Below are 22,705 nucleotides of genomic sequence, written 5' to 3'. Positions count from 1 at the left end.
TGTTAGTACTTAAAACCGCAATGTAGAGCGACAATTCCTCCTGTTAAGTTTTCATATGTAGTATTTTGAAAACCAATATCCATCATCATTTGTTTTAATTTTTCTTGATTAGGATGCATTTGAATAGATTCTGCGAGATAACGATAACTTTGAGAATCTTGTACTACTATTTTTCCAATGTAAGGAAGAATGTGAAAAATGTATAAATTATATATTTTATTGAGTTTCATGCATGTTGGATGAGAAAACTCTAGAACTAATAGTCGTCCGCCTTTTTTCAGTATTCGCAACATGGATTTTAAAGCTGTATCCATTGAAGTTATATTCCGCAATCCAAATCCAATAGCAATACAGTCAAAAAAATCATCTGGAAATGGCAAAGATTCTGCATCGGTTTGCACATAATATATTTGACTAATAAGGCCTTTGTTACGTAATTTATCACGTCCGATTTTTAACATGGAGCTATTAATATCTGCTAATACAACACAACCAGTTTTTCCCACTAAGTGTGAAAATTGTTCTGTCAGATCTCCTGTTCCACCTGCTAAATCAAGTACGCGTTGCCCCGGCTGGACATGACTATAGTTAATAGCATATCGTTTCCATATACGATGGATACCTAGTGACATTAGATCGTTCATTAAATCATATCTAGCTGCAACAGAATGAAATACATTTTCAACTAAATTAGTTTTTTCTTCTTTAATAACAGAACGAAAACCAAAGTAAGCACTCTGTTTAGATCTATTATTCTGTTTCATGCATTCTCCAATAATTGAAACTTTATTCTAAATATATGCTTCTAGATATAAATATCTGTCTATTAACAATTTTTATATATATTATCGAAGTTTTAATTATATATAGAGGATGTGTTCTTTTAAATCATATTTAAATATTTTCCAGTATCTATGTGTTATCTATGTTTAGTTAATATAGGTATTAGTAAAGATTTCAATTTTTATCTTTTAAATAAAGAATCTGGAGAAAACCTCGGGCTTAGTTCTTATATCATATAATATTTTCTGGAGAAAAATAATCCTATATAGGATCTATTCATCATATAGTGATAGGAAGAAGTATTTTCAATAGAAAATAGATATGGCTTCATGATCTTATGTTAGAATTTTATAACAAGAGTTAATATATTTTTATAATAATATGATACTAAATTAAAAAATCTAAACTTACATAATTAAAAATTAAGATGAGATATTTAGAGTAAAACTCTCTTCTAATAAGATTTATTTTATTTTTTATTTAAATACCTATTAATGATAGGTTGTATTAATCTAAGTTAGACATATGAGTCTAAGTACGTAATGTAGATATCTATTCTATTTTTCATTGATATAAAGTTCTATGGTAGATCATAGAATAGTTTTATCTTTTTATACATATTATTTACTATACAATATATGATTATCTTCATTATTCTGCATTAATCAGTTTTTCTTATTTTTCTAGATTTTTTATAGAGAAATCGTATTAATTTATGATAAAACTTTATTTATATCCTAAGAAGATTGGATTATTCTGAACATATATCATAAGGTATATGTTTAGATTATCTCAGTGGAATTCAATAGATGTCTTTATAATTTTCTAGAAAGGTAATTAGGTTTTATTTTTACATTTTTTGATATTAGAAGATTAATATTAATATTATATATTAAATCAATTTAGATATTTGTATAGGGTACATATATCTTCTTATCATCCGGTATTTTAATTTAAGATATTTAGAATCTTTTTTATTTTTTTTAGAGATTATAAGAAGAGAAATACTGTTATAACTTGTTGGAATGATTTAAATCTAATCTCTTTGGAATCAGAGAAATATAGCTATTAAGTTGATGTGACGTATATGTTAAATATGTATACCTATTCTGTATTAGATGTTAACATAATAATATTGTTAATATATGTAAGTTAGTTAATCTGAGTATCTTTCTTAGTAACATAGCGCATATGCATTTATAGTATTTTATGAGATTTATAGGTACAATTAAAGTATTGAGATTTAGCTCATCTATCTTTTTATAATGATTAGAATCATATAAGATTGCTCTATTATAGTTAGAGTAATAAAAATTTATGTATAAATGATATCATATATCTAGATAAGATTATGGTGTCTAATAAAATATATTGATTTTAATCAATATTATGAGGTCTAGTTTTTTTATTTTTCTTGTTCTTTTATAAGTAATGATTTTTCTATTAGCTCTTTATTAATAGGGCGTTTGATTTCAACACCCATCTGACGAAAAGTTTCAGCTTGGGAAATTAAATTTCCACGTCCTTCTGATAGCTTTTTCATAGCTTGATGATAGCAATGTTGTGCTTTATATAGACTATCCCCTATACCGCACATCTCATCTACAAATAAACGTATTTTGTCATACAGTCGTGTAGCGCGATCTGAAATATTTTCTGCATAACGATTTTGATTTTCATAACGCCATAGATTATTAATAGTGCGTAATGCGACTAAAAGAGTAGTGGGGCTTACTAACATAATATTTTGATTTAAGGCTTCAGTTATGAGTTCTGGTTTTCTGTTAATTGCAAGAAGAAAAGCTGGCTCTATTGGGATGAACATTAAGATATAATCTAGAGAGCGTATACCTGGTAGTATTTGATAATCCTTTTGATGTAAGTTTCTCAGATGCCCTCGAATAGCAACAATATGTTCTTTAATAGCTTTTTCTTGTTCTGTATGATCAACTGCATTGAAATAACGTTCATAGGCTACTAGCGTCATTTTAGCATCGATTACTACATCTCTACTATTAGGTAGATGCACAATAATATCTGGCTGAAAGCGTCCATTATCTTCTGTTTTAATGTTTACTTGAGTGTCGTATTCATGGCCTTCCCTTAAACCAGCAGCATTTAAAATATGACTGAGAACTATTTCTCCCCAGGTTCCTTGGGTTTTTTTATCTCCTTTTAGAGCTCGAGTTAAATTAAGTGTTTCTTCAGTGATCTGTGCATTCAGTTTTTGTAGGTTATGAAGTTCATGAGTTAGAGTATGGAGCTCACGTGATTCTTGGTTTAATCCTTCTTGTACTTGGCGTCGAAGTCCTTCGAGTTGTTCTCGTAATGGTGCTATTAAAGTTTGTAGGTTGTGTTGATTTTTTTCATCAATATAATGTCCCTTATTTTCAAAAATACGATTTGCTATATGTTCCAATTGAACATTGATATATTGTTCGTTTTGTACTAATAGTGTTTGTTTTTCTTCAGAAGTTGCTCGTGTTTCTTCTAGACGGATTGCTAGTTCACGTAGTTCTACTTTTTGGGCGTTATTAATTTCTATCTGACAATTTTTTTCATATCTTAATTGTTTAGTTTCATTTTTCCAGTGTTCAATATTTTCTATTTTTTCTTTAGTTGTTTCTAAGTAACTATACAGTTCATGATATTCTCGTTCTTTTTGTTTTTGAAGTACTAGATACTCATCTAGCTTCTTCTGTAATTGATGGAGTTCGTTATTAGTTAGTTGAGTTTTCTCGATATAAAAAAATTTTTCTTTTTTTGTTCTAGACAAGTTTCGCTTATAATAGATATAAGTCCAGATCCATCCTATGATCGTAGTTGATAAAATAAAGATAAAACGATATGTTGTTATTGTGTTCATCTTCCTATTGATTGTATTGTACGAATAGCTAATATGATTTTGAAATGAATTCAGATATTGATTAGACTAGATAAATAAAGATAATCTGATTCTTAGTTTGGTTACTAAACTAAAAGGGTATGAATGCATTCATATACTGTGTTTTATTATTGATATTGAGAAGATATCAATTTGATTTATTTAAAATTAATAAGATATTAGATTCAGATCTTTGATTCTTTTCTTACTGAAATAAGGTGTTATATATTTTATTATTATTAGTTTAGACTATGATGTTTTATAAAAACATCATATCATTTTTTATTTTTTATCAGATAACTAAAATGGAATTAGTTATAATTTTCTTGTTATTAAAAATTCGAATAATTTTTTATAATTGTATGTAGATAATATTTTGTTTAATGTGTTAATCGATAGTTATAAGGATTTTTTAAAGACTGATTATATTATTAGATAGAACAATGAAGAGCATGTATACTGTATTAGTATAACACATCTTCAATTATATTTAATGTGATTGTTAATATTTCTGTATACTATACTATTTATTTCATCTTTTTGATATATGTACAAAATTTAGATATATATATTATATTATAATATATATATCAGATATAAGTATTCATTTTAATAGTAAATGAAAATTACTTTTTTTTGTTAGATAAGTAGAGTGATTTTAATTTAAAAAAAATTAAATCAATTCTTTTAGAAGTAAATATAAAATATATTGGTTAGTTTTATTTTTCTTATCAATGTATAATAATCGAGTTTATATTTTATTTGGAATTTTAAAACGTTTATTAAATTGATCAATACGACCACCTTTTGCTGCATCACGTTGTTTGCCGGTATAAAATGGATGGCAAGAGTTGCATACGTCAAGATTTAAATCATGACCTAATGTAGATCGAGTTTTAATTTCTTGTCCGCAAGAGCATTTGGCGGTGATTGTGGTATAATTTGGATGTATATCTTTTTTCATAAATATCAAGCTCTATAATACTAAGATTAGTTATATGTTTGTAATTTAAGTTCAATTACTTATTTTATCTTAAAGACATTGAAGTATTTTATCTAAAATCTATTTATCATTAATTAATTACTAGATATTTAATTATTTAAAAAGAACTCTAAGTATATTACTATTACTCTTTGATTGCAATGGATTGTAATAAAACAGTTTTAATATAATTTGATTCAGAAGAAGTTTTTATTAATTTTACAGTTTTTATTTAGATTAGAACAAAGTTTTGATATGGATTAATGAAGATTTAGATGTCATGTTTAGAATTTTTATCAAAAAGATCAGTATTATTGTATAATTTTTATTATCTTTTTTAATTCTTTTGATAACTTAGAGATGTATGTATATTTTAAGTTTATTATAAATACTAAATTTTTAATCCTATTCACTGTTATTTAGATTTAGAAAAAATAAGATATTAAAATTTTTTAAAACAATAAGGTTACTAACTAGTAAGATCATATTTTGATAATCCTTGTCTTAAATGATGTGATGTGAGTAGTAGGCTCATTGTAGAGGAGAGTGTTGGTGTTTATGATTATTTTTTAAGATTGCATAGAAGTTAAACTATCTTGTGAACCAAGATAGAATCTATTTAATGATTCTTCATTTTTACAGAGAATATTATTTTTATACTACTTATAGAGTAGTGACTTGTAGGTGATGTTATCTTAGATGGTTTTGTTTTCTTCTGAAAAGAGTATGAATTCTATAAAAAGGTAATATTGTTACTTAATTGATATTTCATTATATACGATAGTACCGTATTATATCTAGTATATATCGTTGATTGTTGAAGAATTAATATTTTTAATAAAATATTAGTATATATTGATATAATTATAGTGGTATCAATGATTAATCTAGATTATATATTAGTGATAATAAATTAAAAAGATATAATAATAAGGGAGACAATTGTATTTCTTAGTAGAATGAAGAGTAGTAGTTTGTTCAGTAATAAATTTTTTATAGATGATATCTATAATTGTATCATATATTTTATTAAAAATATGGAATTCTTGAATTGAGTGTGATTAATATATTTTATATTAATAATTTAATTTAGAGGAAATTTTCTTTAGTTTCCTATCTTCTTATTATAATCTAAGAATGATTCTGTTAAATATAAGAATTTTTATATAACAGTAAAGTATTGTGTTTAGATATGATGAGAGAGTCTACTTAAAGAGATGACTTAGAATAGTTCTATATGTTTTTCTAATAATTGTATTTTATTTTATTTTAAATAAATATACTTTTTAGTTGTTTGTTATTTTTTATTTAAAAAAGTTGGCATGATCAAGATCAAGTCATCTTAATGGTAGACAATATCTAATAAGATAATTCTATTAATAATAATGAATATATGAGATGGTATGTAAGAACGTGGTTGTTTCTGATAATCTTTTATGAAATGGTATATCTATTTTTATAGATCTTTAATCTTGAATGAAAGGTTAATATCTAAGATTACATAATGTTAATGATAACATATTCTCTTTTTGTAGAGAAGTTAATTTTTCCACAGACTTTATATCTATTTAAAAATATTATATGGATATCATAAATGCAATTACACCACAAGCATTTAAATTCTATTAGAGAACAAGATATTAATATTATTGATAGGGTAAGATTGCTAAAAGTAATTATTGCTACTTCCTTGGGTAATGCTTGTGAGTGGTTTGATTTTGGAGTCTATGGGTTTATGTCTAGCGAGATAGGAGAAGTTTTTTTTCCTATCACTGACCCATCTATTCAAAGAGCTGCTATATTAGCAACTTTTTCAATTCCTTTTTTGATTCGTCCATTTGGTGGGTTAGTATTTGGAGCGTTAGGAGATCGGTATGGTCGTCAAAAAATACTTTCAATAACCATTATAGTTATGTCAGTTAGCACGGCTTGTATTAGTTTTATTCCTTCTTATTCTGTAGTTGGTGTTTGGTCTCCTCTCTTTCTTATATTGTGTAGAATGTTACAAGGTTTTTCAGTAGGGGGAGAATATGCTGGAGCTGCAATTTTTGTTTCTGAATATGCTCCAGATCATAATCGCGGATTTATAGCAAGTTGGTTAGATTTTAGTTCTATTTCTGGTTTTGTGTTAGGGGCTGGAGTAGTGATTGCTATTTCAAGTTTTACTGGTAAAGCCTGTTTTTTAGAATGGGGTTGGCGTATTCCATTTTTCATGGCGATACCTTTAGGCTTGATCGGGCTATATTTGCGTTACAAACTAGATGAGACTCCTATATTTTATAGGTATATCAAAACAATAGAAAAAAATAATTATAAGGATTTGTTGAAGGGGTTAAAGATCTTTTATAAAGAGATTGTAATGAAATATTGGAAAAGTTTTTTAACTTCTATGGGTTTAGTTCTTACAACGAATGTTATATATTATGTTCTTTTAACTTATATGCCAGGATATTTATCGTATCATTTGCATTATGATGAAGATGAGGGATTAATAATAATTAGTTTGGTTATGTTAGTTATGTTGTTTTTACAACCTGTTATTGGATTGATGAGTGATAAAGTTGGTCATCGTCCATTAGTAATAATAGGAAGTATCGCATTATTATGTTTATCTATACCATCTTTTATGTTAATTAATAGCGGAAGAATTAGTGTTGTTTTTTTTGGTTTTCTTGTATTAGCAATCATTCTTAATAGTTTTACTGGTGTTATAGCATCCAGTTTACCGGCGATGTTTCCCACCTCTATACGTTATAGAGCATTGGCTAGTTCTTTTAATATTGCAATGTTAGCAGCTGGTTTAACACCAGCTATGTTATCTTGGTTGGTAGAGGTAACTGGAGATCTCTATGTTCCAGCTTATTGTCTTATGACAGTATCAGTAATTGGTCTTTTTACTGGAATTGTTATGAAAGAAACTGCTAATGTATCTTTGCATAGCGCTGATTTTAAAGGTATTTTTTTATCTGAAGATTCAGATTCTTTAGAGATTTGTGATCATGGGGCAAAAAAGAATGCTAGATAATTTTACTTATAACTTGCATTTTTTAAAAAATATTTATAGATAGAGAATCTAATCTTTATTATCGAGTAAGAAAGAACCTTATTATCATGATAATATATCTTTTATGATTGCAATATCATTTTATTAATTATTGATTTTTTAAAATATTAAATCTCAAGATATTTATCTTAATTTTTTATATTAAAAATTTAACTAAGAATGAACAATTTTAATCTTGATTTATATGCATTGTTTATTCTATATAGATATATATGATTAAATATATAGTGTTTATGCCAAGGAATAAATAGTTTAATTAAATTTGAAATATTGTATGAAATGATTTTTGTTGTTTAAATAAAAATATTATCTTTATATTATTAAATCTATAATGTTGATTTGTGTATATTATGATTATTTTAAGTTTTGAGAAAGGATTTGACTTGTAAGCTTAATCTCATTATCATATTAATGATTGTAATTTGTATTAAATATATTGTTATAAATCTAATTTTAATATATAAGATTTAATATACGGTGAGATGGCCGAGTGGCTAAAGGCACTCCCCTGCTAAGGGAGTATGTGGTTAAAAACTGCATCCGGGGTTCGAATCCCCGTCTCATCGCCACTTTGCATCCATAGCTCAGTTGGATAGAGTACTCGGCTACGAACCGAGCGGTCGGAGGTTCGAATCCTCCTGGATGCACCATTTTATGATAGGTTTTTATTCTTGAAATCAGTGTTAGTTTTCTTTTAAATAATCTAATATTTTTATAGTATATAAAGTGATGTTTATAGTTAATTAAGATGATTGAACAGATATAATTTATGTAGTCGTATATTTATTATATTTGTTGTAAAATCTAAATAGATTAATAATGATGATAGAAATATTCATTTTATTAATGGTAGAAAAGATGAATATTCTAGGTTAGAAATATATTAGGTTAATTTTATCATTGTATTAACTCTTTTATCATATTCTAATAGAATGTCTATTTTCATATATTTATTAATGTGATTTTTTTATTAGCATAGTTGAAATGTAATTTCTTCTGTTTATATAACTGATTGAAGATATATTTTTTATTATAATAATATACAGTAAATACAAATTTATGATATGTATAGGTGATGTTTGATGTGTATTTTAATCGTTTATTTATTGATTTTGATTAGGAATATATATTATTATTAGTATATAATTTTTATATATATAAATGGATATTTAAATTTGTTTTTGATTTTTTAGGAATAGACACAATTATCATGAATGATAAAGATGATTATAAGAGACTTTTTTTAAAGAAGAAGAGAAGAAAGATAAGATAAAGTCAGATAATATTTGATTGAACTAAGGGATTTATTATAGTGCATGTTTATAAATTATGATTTTCTAAAATAGTTAGTAAACGTTCTTTATATTGAGATTCGTATATTAAATAAGTTTTAACTTTATGATAGAATTAGTATTATTTTTTAAAATAAGATTTATAATTTGCATTAAGATAGAGTTTAGTAGGGTTGTGTAATTATGATATGATATAGTTAATTAGATAGAATTAATCTTATTTTATGTTTTTTGTTCTATACTTTTTACTACGAAAAAGTTATTTATTAGGGTGTATTATATAATAATATAGAATTATAAGTGATTAGTACACAGGATTTATAAAATGAATGATGAGAATATTTCTCATTAATAAAATATGGTCAAATGATATCAGAATTAGAAGAGATATTAGAGTATATAATTATATAACTATATGGTGTTATTATCTATTCTGTAATAATTAATATTAATGCAGATTATAAAATAGTTTTTATTATTATAAATGTGGTATAATGATTTTAAAAATATTTAGTTTAACGTTGAAGATATCTTATATTAGAAGATCATGATAGATACTTAATATTTTAAAACTGTAGTGTGATCTACATTGTATAATCTCATTTTTTATTTGTTTATCTTAAGTATGTTTTACTTATACTATCAATCTAGTTTAGAAAAAAAGATTGTTATAGTACAATAATAGTATATTTCAAAAATCTTCTCAATAAAATGTAGCATTTTACATTAGATGCTCATCTTTTCTATAGTTTAATTTTAATTTATAGGATTACATAATTATTAATTATAGATTAAGTCTTAATTGATTTTTTTAACAAAAATAAATTTACAAGATGATGATTTCATGTTACGAGATATATATTTCTAATAGAATCAATAGTAAGATATAAGTTGATTTTTTAAAAATAATACTCTGTTATCATTCTATTTTATATTTTTTAGTGCGTGTATTTTGTTTTGTATAATAAAAAATTTTTATTATTGATTATCAATGAATCAGTAGCATGTTATTTGAAAATATTTCATAAATGATTTTTTAATGAATAAATTATAGTGAGAAAATTTTATTTGAGGTTTGTATATTTTTATTACTAGATCATTGCATATGTATTCTTAGTTAAAATGGTTATTCGTTCGTTGTAAGAACGGCATCTATGATATGTTTAGTTATATGAATATGTTCTTTGATGTAGTGTTTATGATGGATTATTTTAAAAAAAGAATGATCTGATTCAATAGCGTAATTTAGTTAGTATTTACTATAGAGATTCTATTTATTAGAAATATTTTTAATACCTTTGTATTGATTATTATTGTTTAATCTTAATTTTATTAATGATAATTAATATTATTTTATAGATAGTAATTAATTTCTATTAAAATAGAAATATAAGATTAGTGTATTTACAATATATTCAATTATTGATAGTGATGTATTATGGTATTATTTATTCATCTTCAACTGTAGTTGACAGTAGTAATGATCAGTGTTTTTTTATTTTTAGTTAATGCATATTAAACGATCTATTAATGTATTGTCTTGTATTAGATTGGCAACATGAGTTATATGTTTAATAAAATTATGACATAATTTATGAGGATATTTTTATAGACTATGCCAGAAGCTCATATGTTCCCTATTAAATCAGGTTCAACTATTTTAATATTAGATTCTGGAGTAGGCGGTTTATCTATTTATAATAAAATTCGCATATTACTTCCAGATGTACATTATCTTTATTGTTTTGATAATATGGGATTCCCTTATGGTGAAAAAACAGCAGAATTTACTATTGATCGTATTGTATCTATTATTACAGCAATCACTAATAGCTATTCTATAGCTTTAGCTGTGATTGCATGTAATTCAGCTAGTATTGTGACTTTACCTGCTTTACGTGCTCGTTTTTTATTTCCAGTTATTGGAGTAGTTCCTGCAATTAAACCCGCTGTGAAATTAAGTAGAAATAGTATTATAGGTTTATTAGCTACTCGTCGAACAATCGAGTGTTCTTATACACATGACTTAGTATCTCGATTTTCTAGAGAATGTCACATTGAAATGCTAGCTTCTATGGAATTAGTAGATTTAGTTGAAAATAAATTACATGGTTTTCCAGTCTCAATAGAAAAAATTAGAGTCATTTTAGAGCCATTGCTTTCTATGCATAATCTTCCTGATACGATAGTATTAGGATGCACTCATTTTCCTTTTATTACTATGGAATTAAAGCAAGTGTTGCCTAAAGGAACATTATTTATTGACTCGGGAATGGCTATAGCTCGTCGTGCTGCTTGGTTTATAGAGAATGGTTTATCTATACCAATTTCAAGATCTGAGAACATAGCTTTATGTATGAAAAGTACTTTAAAAACTATAAAGTTGGCACCTGTTTTAAGAGGTTTTGGGTTTAATACTCTTAAAATACTAAAACTTTAGAGAGTTAGAGTTATTGTTCATTAACTTGTACTATAATTAGATAATAGTTATTTCTACAGTTTTTTAGATTTTTGATTGTAGTATATTGATATAAAGATAGGAATCTGTTAAAATCAAGTTTTGAACTTCTCATCATTAAAAAATGAGAAAAGTAAGTTTGATTGATTAAACATTAATAATAACTTCATATCAAGTAGTTAATAACTAAGAAGAGATCGATTTTTATTTTATAATTAATATTATTGTATTAAGTAGAAGAAAAGTGTTATGATAAATTTTAAGATCTTATATTGTTTGATTTTTTGGATTACGAGATCAGTGCAATGACATTGTATTATAATATAATTATAACTATAGGGTATATATGTTTAATGAGAAATAAGCATCTTCTATCGATTATAATTTATATGTCTAATTACGATACAGTATGAAGGTTTATTCTTTTATGTTAGTCTATATATTAAAGTGAATAGAGAAAAGTTAGTGTTTTAAACATTAAGAAATTATTTTATTTAAAAATATTTGTTAACTTATAAAGTATATTATAAGTTTATCTATAACATAATAGATTATAAAGATAAGAACTATCATTAATAAAATTAGTATTTTATTGAGAATCATTACTCATTATTAGGATACGATAGAAATCGATTAGGTAGATAAGAATGAAAGCATGTTTCTTACTTATGATAAGATTTTCTATATCTATCTATTAATCGTATAAGGGTTAGGATATTAAATTTTAGTGCTGTGTGGATTGTTCTAACGATAAATCAAGTGGAAATCGATATTAGGTCAATTATAAGTATTGAGTAAAATAATGCAGTTTTAAAAATTTGGTATTGTATAATTTATTTGATCGGATATATCATTTTTCTATTAAAAATAATTTTAATGATTGAATATAGAGAGCAAGTAGATATATTAGAAGTAAATTTAAAATAATTTAAGAATAGTCCCCATCGTCTAGAGGTCCAGGACACTGCCCTTTCACGGCAGTAACAGGGGTTCAAATCCCCTTGGGGACACCAAGGATATTATCAATAGTAAGTTATATTTTTTGATGATGAAGTAAAGACAACTTTATTAGTCTTATAGACTATATTGGAATTGATTATTGTGCCATATTTTTATGAGATAGTTATTCTATTTCTACTTTTTAATAATTTATACAATTAAAAGTCTATGTAGTTTTACTAAATGATAGTAATTTTATAATTTAAATTTCTTTTAATAAAAGAAGATTTTATCTTTAAATCAGATAGATATATGAATGATATTGAATATTATTCAAATTTATTTTTTAGTAAGTTTTTAGTAGTAATTTTTTAGAGAGGTCACTTCAACTTTAATAATGCAAAATAAAATATACATTACATTTATATTGAAAATAATCATGATTATTATTAATTAATAGTTCGTTTTATTCATTATTTTTTTAATTATTTTTTCACATAAGACTGATCAATGCAGTTTTATATACTTTTATTTTTTAAAGTCTTTAGAAACTTTTTTTATATTCTTTATCTAGTTGAGAACTATGATAAATGTTTTGATATATTTTCAAAATATTATTTACAAATTATAGGAAGAATTTGAATATAGAATAATGCTAAAAATTAAGTTATTATAGTATCATTTAAATATATTTTAAATCTCTCATATAATCTTCTAAGGAGAATGTTTCTATTATTACAGATAATAGAAACTATTAATAAGTAATAGTGTAGTTTATAAAATCAGTGTGATATTATTTTTTGTTGATTGAGTATAACAAGATCATGTGTATTATGCATGCATAACATATAAGAAGATTATTAGAAGTAAAATAGATTATACAGGTAGTATTTATGATGTATAGTTATTTTTTATTTTTATAACAAGTGATCTATAACACTCTACGAGTTTTTTATATAGGAGCTAGTATTTATTTATCTAACATATTGTTGATAATAGAGAATACATTTTATTTAAACTTATTAAAGTATATGGATTATTTGATATAGAGTGATTGTTATCTACTTATAATATTTAATATTTAATGAATATATATAATTAAAGTTAGTAGTTTTAATTTTTATTAAAATTAATAAAGATAATATTATTTTTATAATTTAGATTATATTGGTCTGATTATAAAGAGTTGAGATATTATATTAATAATCGTCTTTATATATTTTTGTATTGATAAGTAGATCAATGTCTTGTGTTTTTTATTTTTCTTATTGATGATAAGCTAATATATGTAAAATCAAGACATACATGATAGGTATTTTAATGAAATAGGTTAGAGGTTATTCAGTCTTTATAGAATAAATATTTTCAGGATCTGAAGATTTTGATTGAACATTAATGATTTTTTGTGGTAAAAAGATAAAGTGGATTATATCTATAATTTTAGATAGGATTTATTTTTCTATATATAGTATTATATATGTAGATAAAAAATAATATTGTGCGTCTTTCAGTTTGTATTTCATGAAATGGAAATTCATATGTAATATTTGAATTATTTGATCTTAAATTATAAAGTAGTGAGTAAATTGATTTTGCATCGTGTAGATTAGATGGATTTAATTCAATTAATTTATTATGATATCTTAATAAAATCTAAAAGGGTTTTGGTGTAGTCATTATTGATCATCGAATAAAATTAATATCAAAAATTCTACTTAATTAACATTTAATCCATGACATGGAGATTAAAATTCATATTTATTTAAAATTTCAATAAAATATGTTTATCGAACATAAGGTCTTGATGATAAGCATCTTGTTAGTTAAAGTTTATTTTTTTGTTAGGAAGGTAGAATTGTGCTTCATTAGTTATAGCCTGAAATAGGCTCAAGATCATTGATTAATGAAGGTTTTTAAATTATAGGGGCGTAGTTCAATTGGTAGAGCATCGGTCTCCAAAACCGGTAGTTGGGAGTTCGAATCTCCCCGCCCCTGCCAGATTACGATCTGTGTAATGTAAAGAATAAGCGTGGTTACTATGTTTTTATAGAACAACGTGTCTATAGGATTAATTTGAAATCAAATGGATTACATTTTATATATATTTAATTTGTATTCTTAATTGTTTATAGATATATAAGGATGTCTCAAGAAGAAGAATATGTCTTTTACAATTTAGAATTGTTATCAATTGTTAAACGAAGATTATTTCGTATTTATCATGTGGATATTAATTGATTTATCATAGTAATTTTGAGATGATATAAGAAATATTTCTGTTGAAACTATGGAGTGGTCGTAATTTTTTTATAGAGCTCGATGTTTCGTAAATATCTTGGAGCTACGTCTTCTATTTTAGAACTCACTTTTTCCGATAATATTTGTTTAGCTAGAGGCAAGATGTCTTTTGCGTGTGGCAGTGTGATTTTCGTTTTTATGAGCGTTGGTGAGGAGACTGCTACTAATTCTGATCGATTCATCCATTCTGAACCTACGCAGGTCCATGTTTGACTGAGATTATTTATCCGATTTACTATGGTTTCAATATTTAATATTGCTTCAGTATTCTCTCCTATCCAAGATTCTTGCAGATTTCGTTGATATTCTGCCCAGTAAATTTCACCTATTTTTGCGTTCATTGCAACTAGGATTCGCTGAGCACCTTCTTCTCTCCACGCACGTTCTGCTATAATTTCAAGGGTTGAAATACCTATTAATGGTATATTAGAACCTAATGCTAGACCTTGTGCAATACTTGCTCCAATACGTACACCAGTAAAGTTACCAGGTCCGCGACTAAAAGCGATCGCGTCTATTTTTTTTAAAGTAACTTCTTCATTTTCTAAAATTTTCTTTATTAATGGAAGAATACGTTGCGCATGTTTTCTAAAACAGTGTTCAAAGTAAGAAATCTGATTTTTTTGATTAAGTAGTGCAACTGAACAAGCTTCTGCTGTTGTCTCAAGTGCTAATATGCGCATTCAGATATGACCTCTTCAAGTAAAGCTTGGTTGTTTTTATTATATAGATCGAATAGTTCTACGTTCTAATAGTTGTTTATTAATGGGTTAATTTGATGTAAATCTTGGTATTTGATTAAATATTTATAGAAAATTTTATGAATTATATTCAATTGTATAATAATAGCTATAAAAAGTATGTGATTCATATTAGCATGTGCGGAGTTGTTAGAGTTCTAGTTTAGTCTAGTGTTTATTTAGTAGTATTTTCTTTTTAGAAGAAAAAGACAGAATTATATATTAATAGACTGGTATTTTCATCATATACTGAGAATAAGGATATGTTAAGATCTTTAGAAAATTAGGATTATTCTTTTTCATTTTATTTTTGTATAAGGAATCGGGTATCCAGAGATTACTGTGCTATAAAATACCCTGCCCTAACAGAAAATAATAACCTGCTGGTATCAGAAGTAGCTTTATATTCCTAGGGATGCCGTTTAGAACGACTCGTTCTATTTCAACTAACGCTGGTTACATTATGTATCTAGATCAAAACTTTTCTACTTGGAGAACATTCCATCGGTTATGGCCGATTATTACACCATATAAATTAGGATTAATTGTCGCGTCTATTGCACTAATCCTTAATGCTATGGGTGATACTTTGATGCTGTCACTTTTAAAACCTTTACTTGATGATGGTTTTGGAAAGACAGGTAATAAAGTCTTATTATGGATGCCTATAGTGATCATTGCATTAATGCTATTACGAGGTGTTACAAGTTATGCCTCTAGTTATTGTATTTCATGGGTATCTGGTAATGTGGTTATGAAGATCCGTCGTAGTTTATTTAATCATATGATGGGTATGCCTGTATCATTTTTTGATCAACAGTCTACTGGCGCTCTATTATCTCGTATTACTTACGACTCGGAGCACGTTGCTTCTTCTTCTTCTAGCGCCTTAGTTACTATAGTGCGTGAAGGAGCCTCGATTATTGGACTTTTTATACTTATGTTTTACTATAGCTGGCAATTATCTTTAATTCTAATTGTATTAGCTCCTCTTGTATCACTAGCTATTCGTACTGTATCTAAGCGTTTTCGTATTCTTAGTAAAAATATGCAGAATACGATGGGTCAGGTCACAACAAGTGCGGAGCAAATGCTCAAAGGACATAAAGAAGTATTAATTTTTGGAGGTCAGGATATTGAAAATAAATCTTTTAACCGTGTTAGTAACTGTATGCGTCAACAAGGAATGAAGATGGTTTCCGCCTCTTCTATTTCTGATCCAATTATTCAATTGATTGCTTCACTAGCATTAGCATTTGTTCTTTTTGTTGCTAGCTTCCCTAGTGTAACAGCGACATTGACTGCTGGAACTATTACTGTAGTTTTTTCCTCCATGATGGGGTTAATGAGACCTCTTAAGTCTCTAACAAATGTAAACTCTCACTTTCAGCGCGGCATGGCAGCATGTCAAACGTTGTTTTCTATTCTTGATAGTCAAAAAGAAATAGATCAGGGTAAATATAGTGTAGAGCGTGTTTTGGGTTTAATTGAATTTAGTAACGTCACCTTTAGTTATCCTGGTCGCGAGCGCCCTGCACTAAAGAATATCAGTCTCACTATTCCAGCTGGAAAAACTGTGGCGTTAGTAGGTCGTTCTGGGTCTGGAAAGTCCACAATTGCAAGTTTACTGACTCGTTTTTATGATATTCAGTGTGGGAATATTTTTTTAGATGGTCTTGACTTACGTGAGTATAAACTAGGATCACTTCGTAGTCAGGTGGCGCTAGTATCACAAAATGTTCATTTATTTAATGATACAGTAGCAAATAATATTGCTTATGCTTGTCAAGATAAGTACAGTCGGGATGATATTAAGAGAGCGGCCATAATCGCACATGCAATGGAGTTTATTAGTAAAATGGATCATGGGCTGGATACATTAATTGGAGACAATGGTGTAGTTCTTTCTGGAGGGCAACGTCAGCGGATTGCTATCGCTCGTGCAATGTTGCGTGATTGTCCGATTCTAATTTTAGATGAAGCTACTTCGGCTCTTGATACTGAATCTGAACGCTCTATTCAGTTAGCGCTAGATGAGCTACAAAAAAACCGTACTTCTCTTGTAATTGCGCACCGTCTTTCTAGTATTGAGAATGCTGACGAAATTATTGTCGTTGAAGATGGGGAGATTGTGGAACGCGGTACGCATCATAATTTATTATCTGAACCTGGTGTATATGCGCAACTTTATAAAATGCAATTTGGTTAGTCATATTATTCATTTTGAATATAGTATTTTCGGTTACTTATTATTACCATTAAGCCTAATTTATGGATTAATAACTAATGCTATACGTTTAAGTTATCTTCTTGGTTTGAAAAAAGCATGGCGTTCTTCTGTTCCTGTGGTAGTGGTTGGGAATCTTACTTCTGGTGGCACTGGAAAAACTCCATTAGTTATTTGGTTGGTCTTAGCGTTACAAGATCTAGGTTTTTCTGTGGGTGTTGTTGCACGTGGTTATGGAGGAACGGTGGGATCTAATCCATTGATAGTGGGTCCACATACTACTACAAATGAGGCTGGAGATGAAGCTGTATTAATTTATCAGAGAACTAAAGCGATAGTGGCAGTGTCTCCAATAAGACGAAATGCAGTCAAGGCAGTATTAGTTCATTCTTTGGTAGATGTAATTATTAGTGATGATGGGTTACAGCACTATGCGTTAGCTCGTGATATTGAGATTGTAGTTATTGACGGTGAGCGACGATTTGGTAATGGATGGTGGCTTCCAGCTGGTCCAATGCGTGAGCGAGAGGGTCGATTGCGTAGTGTGACAGCGAAAATAACTAATGGTGGTAGAGTTTTTCCAGGTGAAATAGGTATGTGTTTGCAATCTAATTTAGCTGTGAATTTGTGTTCTGGAGAACGTGTTTCAGTAGTGAAGTTAAACAATGTAGTAGCAATGGCTGGTATTGGATATCCTAAGAGATTTTTCAATAGTCTGAAGAAAAAAGGTGTAAAGCTAATGAAGGAAGTAGAGTTTGTTGATCATCAACGCTATACTGCAAAAATTTTATGCCCTCTAACTTCTAGAGACCAGTCTTTACTCATGACTGAAAAGGATGCAGTTAAAGTACGTAGTTTTGCTCAGGATAATTGGTGGTATTTACCAGTAGATGCTGTTCTGTCGCCATTAGAAGCAAAAAAACTACTGTCTTTAATTATAACATTAATTTAATATTCAGAATAGTATCATAAGTATCTAGATTTTGAAAATATATAATTTCATTAGGTAGAAGCTTATGTGTATATAAAAATAATTCACATTTATTTAAGTGTAGTTTGAGTGTGTGTTATGTTTTAATTTTGTCATATAAAAAGTAATCAGTGTTTGAAATTGTAACTTGTTTATGAAGAAAGATCGGTATGATCAGGATCATATGTTTAGATTAAATTAAATATTACAGTGAATATGATTTACTTATTATTAATCTAGAAGATAGTTTGCTTGTTCTAGGTCACTAAAGGTGATGACCAATATGATTGAAACAAAGAAGGAAGATTAGATAAGGCTTTAATTCTATAATTAGAGCGTGCAAAGCTCATCAGAAAGAGTATTTGATGATTAATTTTCTATTATTTGTATATAATTATCTTATTTTAATAAGAATAAGAGTAAGGGGTAATCTAATTTATAATATTTTATGTTGATTTAAGTATTTCATTTTTTAAGACAAACTTATTTTATTTGATAGACTGTAATTACTTTATAATTTAGATATTTAGTAAATTAGATATTTTTAAGTATAAATGTATTTTAATATACTTATTTATTTACAGTGATCAATCTTTTGTATTTATAGTCAAGAATAAAATAAATACTAGATATTATCTTCAGACATATAAAGAATTATATTAATATTTTTCAATGAATATTAAACTTTATTATGTAGAGATATAAATTTATTAAACTTGATTAAAATAATCACGATTATTTTATAGGTTTATAGATGAGACAATGAAAGTTTAAGTTAAAAGTGGAGGTTTATTTCCTCTCTTTGATAAAATTTTTCTACATTTTGTGATATATTTAAAATAATTAGATTTTTATTTTATCGAGAAACTAGATCTAATATTAATTTTAATTATTTGACAGAAATTATTTGATTTTCGATATACACTGATCATCATAAAACTGAATATGTATAATACTATTTCTTATCGTGTAATAAGTAATAATATTTTGTTTTAAAGATCATGATACAATCATATATATTAAAGAAAGAAGTATTGCAATACGAGTATGAAAAGTTTTATGTAAAAAGTTTACTTGTTTATACTCATAAAAAGTGAGAAGGTGGATGTTGATTATGAAATTTAAATAACTATTTATTTTAAATAAAGAGAAATCAATGTTTTAAAAATATAACTAATGTTAGATTAGATTATTTTAATTTCGTATTTAAGTGATGATAATTAAATTATGTTTGTATTATATGTGTTTAGTTGGATGAGAAGTTTTCTTTTTCAGTAAACAAAATGTTTCAATAAAGATTGATAGACAATATATAATTAAGTTATCATTTTGTAATAATTTTATTTTTATTTATTAAATATCATTTTGTATTTTAATGAAGTTTACTTCTATCTTAATTAGATAGTTGTTTTATAAGATAAAATGATAATTATCAAAAATATTTGATAATCATCTGATTGTTTTAATACATTTCATAATCTATTATTATTCTTTTTTACTATTGACTTTGAATATGATTAAGGATGGATGGTATTACAACTTATTCATATTGTTTGTATAATTTCGATTTTTATTAACGTTATTATATTTGATGCTTAGTTGTTATCTGATTTAGATCAGGATTTTAGATTATATGTCATAAATTTTTTCTTTTTTAATTTATTTTTTATTTTTTATTTTTTATTATTTTTCTTAGAAATTTTTAATATTGTAGTTTTCCATTAAGATCATCTCACTTATATCATGAATTGTATTATTTTCTTAGATTATGTTTAATTCTAATGGAATATTAGTTTTTCATTTGGAAATAAAACTATATATTATATATTAGTGTATTATTATGTTATTAGTTTTATAGAGATGATTATTTGTATCAATTATTTTTATCTTAATATTCACCGATTTGGGAAAAGCATAGGCATCTAAAATGGATCAGTATTAGAATAAAAAGTTTTTATTGATTATTAGTTGGTTTATAAAATAATTTTTACTTTATTTTATTTTTTAATGATACTTAGTTTTACGATTTATTTTTAGATTTAAATTATTAAAAATCATATAATAATAGGATATATATTTTGATTATTGTTAGCTTTATTCTAGAAAATTAGAATTGAATTCTATTAGACATTAAACCTAATAGGTATTCACATATGCTGAACCAATCCAATATTATTTAGAGTTTCGATCAGAGTGTTAAAAATCATGATATTAATCATATTTTGGAGATAAGCGGGGTCGAACCGCTGACCTCTTGCATGCCATGCAAGCGCTCTTCCATCTGAGCTATATCCCCTTTATTTTAATAATTTTGATATTATACATAATTCACATTATTGTGTATATATTGTTTTTCGTCAATTTAATATATTCAATTTTATACAAACTATAATTTTATTAAGAAGATAAGAAGATCAGCTTTTAGGCAGATTTCTTCTTTAATTTATCGACATATTAATTTTTATTGATATGTCTATTATCAATAATTTTTGTTTGTTTAATCAGTTACAATCGTATGCTACATTCTAGACTATGATAAATAAAGGTAATTTTTTAATTAAACCATTAGTAATAATCTTGAATATAATATTATTTTATATTTAATTATATTATAAATCTTATTTTTGAAATCTTATAAAGTTATCTTTATAAAGATAAAGGTTTTTATAACAAGGATCGCATTTTACGCTAGAGTAGCTTAATATATTTAATAATATTGTTTAATAAATTAAGATTCAATTCTTCTATTAGAAAATATAGATTTTTAATCTAACTTATTTTTATGTGTTATTAATTAATAGATTCAATTATAAGGCATAATGTAAGTAAATTGTAAAATAGTTTTAGTTTTTCTATTTAATTTCTATCTAATATAGATAGATAAATTTTGTGCTAGAATAATTTTCTAAAATCTATGTATGTGATTTGTTTGTATGACTATAAAGCTTCACTGTATTCTTGTCATTTTTTAATTATAAAAATATATCATTATATATTATAGGTATTATAAGTTAGAGAATAAACTTGCTTTATGCGAAACAGTCGGATCTTATTTGTATTGATTCTGAGATGAATAAATTCCTAATAGAATATATCTAAGAAATCTTCATTACTAGTAGAGATAAAATATTTATAAATATAACTAAAATAGATTAGAAGATATAAAAATAAACAAAAATAATTTTTTCAAAGTCAAAAAGATAATACAGGTTAGGGTGTAGTAGAAGATAAGATCTGATTACAGATTCTTTTATAAGCGCAAGCTCTGTAAGATAATAGTTTATTATTTGGTTTTTATAGTATGATCATTAGTCTGATTGCAGCTATTTCAGTTAATCGTGTGATTGGGTTGAGGAATAAGATTCCTTGGAATCTTCCAGCTGATCGCAAATGGTTTAAAGTAATGACATTGCATAAACCTATACTTATGGGCCGTAAGACATGGGAGTCTATCGCCCTTCCTTTAGAAGGGCGATTAAATATTGTCATAAGTAGACAACATCTAGATATTGAAGGAGTCCGATCGGTTGTTACTATTGAACAAGCATTGACCCAGGTTAAAACAGAGAAAGAGCTAATGGTCATTGGTGGTGGCAGTATTTATCAACAAATGATACCAAAAGCAGAACGTTTATACCTTACTTATATTGATACAGAAGTAGAAGGAGATATTTATTTTCCGGTCTATAATCTAGAAAAATGGAAGATAATTTTTAGTCAGGTTGTAGACTCTGATAATGATAATCCTTATAGGTTAGTATTTAAGATTCTTGTACGTCGTTAATATATTGTATTGACGAGATATAAGATGTAGTAGTACGAGAATGGATAGTTCTTTAATATATATGTCGATTTACGAATACTTTTATGGAGTGGTTTTATACGATAACAATAATTAATTGTATCATGATAAATAATTTCTTATAAAGGTAATTCATTTGAATTGATACATGATTTTTAAAATATAAATTAATCTTTATTTAATATGTCTAGATTTTTTCTTTTTTAATGAAAAATGATATTGTTATTATTTATACTTATCATTATTTACTTAGTTTTAAGTATTTC

Annotated in this window: 9 protein-coding genes and 5 tRNA genes; 9 read left to right on the top strand and 5 right to left on the bottom strand. The window is 26.1% G+C overall.

Going from position 1 to position 22,705, the window contains the following annotated elements; genetic code table 11:
* Positions 1 to 2 precede the first annotated feature (2 nt).
* From ubiE to rpmE, 3 genes are all read right to left on the bottom strand, one after another.
* The gene (gene ubiE / locus ERCIPICE3303_RS02875) at positions 3 to 764 is read right to left on the bottom strand and encodes a bifunctional demethylmenaquinone methyltransferase/2-methoxy-6-polyprenyl-1,4-benzoquinol methylase UbiE (protein ID WP_157991201.1); all 762 of its coding nucleotides are present in this window, start codon (positions 762 to 764) and stop codon (positions 3 to 5) included.
* 1,424 nt (positions 765 to 2,188) lie between these two features.
* The gene (gene rmuC, locus ERCIPICE3303_RS02870; RefSeq protein ID WP_157991200.1) at positions 2,189 to 3,649 is read right to left on the bottom strand and encodes a DNA recombination protein RmuC; all 1,461 of its coding nucleotides are present in this window, start codon (positions 3,647 to 3,649) and stop codon (positions 2,189 to 2,191) included.
* Positions 3,650 to 4,418: 769 nt separating this feature from the next.
* Positions 4,419 to 4,631, bottom strand: a complete 213-nt coding sequence (gene rpmE / locus ERCIPICE3303_RS02865) for a 50S ribosomal protein L31 (RefSeq protein ID WP_157991199.1) — start codon at positions 4,629 to 4,631, stop codon at positions 4,419 to 4,421.
* 1,612 nt (positions 4,632 to 6,243) lie between these two features.
* On the opposite strand from rpmE, the gene proP reads away from it, so the two are divergent.
* The 6 genes from proP to ERCIPICE3303_RS02835 all read left to right on the top strand — a co-directional run bounded on the left by proP (position 6,244) and on the right by ERCIPICE3303_RS02835 (position 14,400).
* Entirely contained in the window at positions 6,244 to 7,674 is a 1,431-nt protein-coding gene (gene proP / locus ERCIPICE3303_RS02860; RefSeq protein ID WP_157991198.1) for a glycine betaine/L-proline transporter ProP, read from the top strand.
* A 515-nt stretch (positions 7,675 to 8,189) separates the two neighbouring features.
* Positions 8,190 to 8,282, top strand: a tRNA-Ser gene (locus tag ERCIPICE3303_RS02855).
* Between the two features lie 4 nt (positions 8,283 to 8,286).
* Positions 8,287 to 8,363 (top strand) — tRNA-Arg (locus ERCIPICE3303_RS02850).
* Between the two features lie 2,257 nt (positions 8,364 to 10,620).
* Positions 10,621 to 11,445, top strand: a complete 825-nt coding sequence (gene murI / locus ERCIPICE3303_RS02845) for a glutamate racemase (RefSeq protein WP_157991197.1) — start codon at positions 10,621 to 10,623, stop codon at positions 11,443 to 11,445.
* A 955-nt stretch (positions 11,446 to 12,400) separates the two neighbouring features.
* A tRNA-Glu gene (locus ERCIPICE3303_RS02840) sits at positions 12,401 to 12,476 on the top strand.
* 1,848 nt (positions 12,477 to 14,324) lie between these two features.
* Positions 14,325 to 14,400, top strand: a tRNA-Trp gene (locus ERCIPICE3303_RS02835).
* A gap of 287 nt (positions 14,401 to 14,687) precedes the next feature.
* On the opposite strand, the gene tsaB is transcribed toward ERCIPICE3303_RS02835, so the two are convergent.
* Positions 14,688 to 15,383: a tRNA (adenosine(37)-N6)-threonylcarbamoyltransferase complex dimerization subunit type 1 TsaB gene (tsaB, locus tag ERCIPICE3303_RS02830; RefSeq protein ID WP_157991196.1), complete on the bottom strand. Its 696-nt coding sequence runs from the start codon at positions 15,381 to 15,383 to the stop codon at positions 14,688 to 14,690.
* A gap of 520 nt (positions 15,384 to 15,903) precedes the next feature.
* Between tsaB and msbA the strand changes: the two genes are divergently transcribed.
* Together msbA and lpxK are read left to right on the top strand one after the other, a co-directional pair.
* Positions 15,904 to 17,649: a lipid A ABC transporter ATP-binding protein/permease MsbA gene (gene msbA / locus ERCIPICE3303_RS02825; RefSeq protein ID WP_157991318.1), complete on the top strand. Its 1,746-nt coding sequence runs from the start codon at positions 15,904 to 15,906 to the stop codon at positions 17,647 to 17,649.
* Complete coding sequence (gene lpxK, locus ERCIPICE3303_RS02820) at positions 17,618 to 18,619, top strand: tetraacyldisaccharide 4'-kinase (protein ID WP_157991195.1); 1,002 nt, start codon at positions 17,618 to 17,620, stop codon at positions 18,617 to 18,619. The genes msbA and lpxK overlap by 32 nt, the downstream gene beginning before the upstream one ends.
* Positions 18,620 to 20,860: 2,241 nt before the next feature.
* Here the strand turns inward: lpxK and ERCIPICE3303_RS02815 are convergent.
* Positions 20,861 to 20,933, bottom strand: a tRNA-Ala gene (locus ERCIPICE3303_RS02815).
* Positions 20,934 to 21,941: 1,008 nt separating this feature from the next.
* Here ERCIPICE3303_RS02815 and folA point away from each other — a divergent pair.
* Positions 21,942 to 22,421: a type 3 dihydrofolate reductase gene (folA, locus tag ERCIPICE3303_RS02810; RefSeq protein ID WP_157991317.1), complete on the top strand. Its 480-nt coding sequence runs from the start codon at positions 21,942 to 21,944 to the stop codon at positions 22,419 to 22,421.
* Positions 22,422 to 22,705 lie beyond the last annotated feature (284 nt).

This window comes from Candidatus Erwinia haradaeae (genome assembly GCF_900699015.1).
GTDB classification, from domain to species: domain Bacteria; phylum Pseudomonadota; class Gammaproteobacteria; order Enterobacterales; family Enterobacteriaceae; genus Erwinia_E; species Erwinia_E haradaeae_E.
Note: the sequence above shows the minus strand (reverse complement) of the source record. Positions and strands in the feature narration are given on the sequence as shown.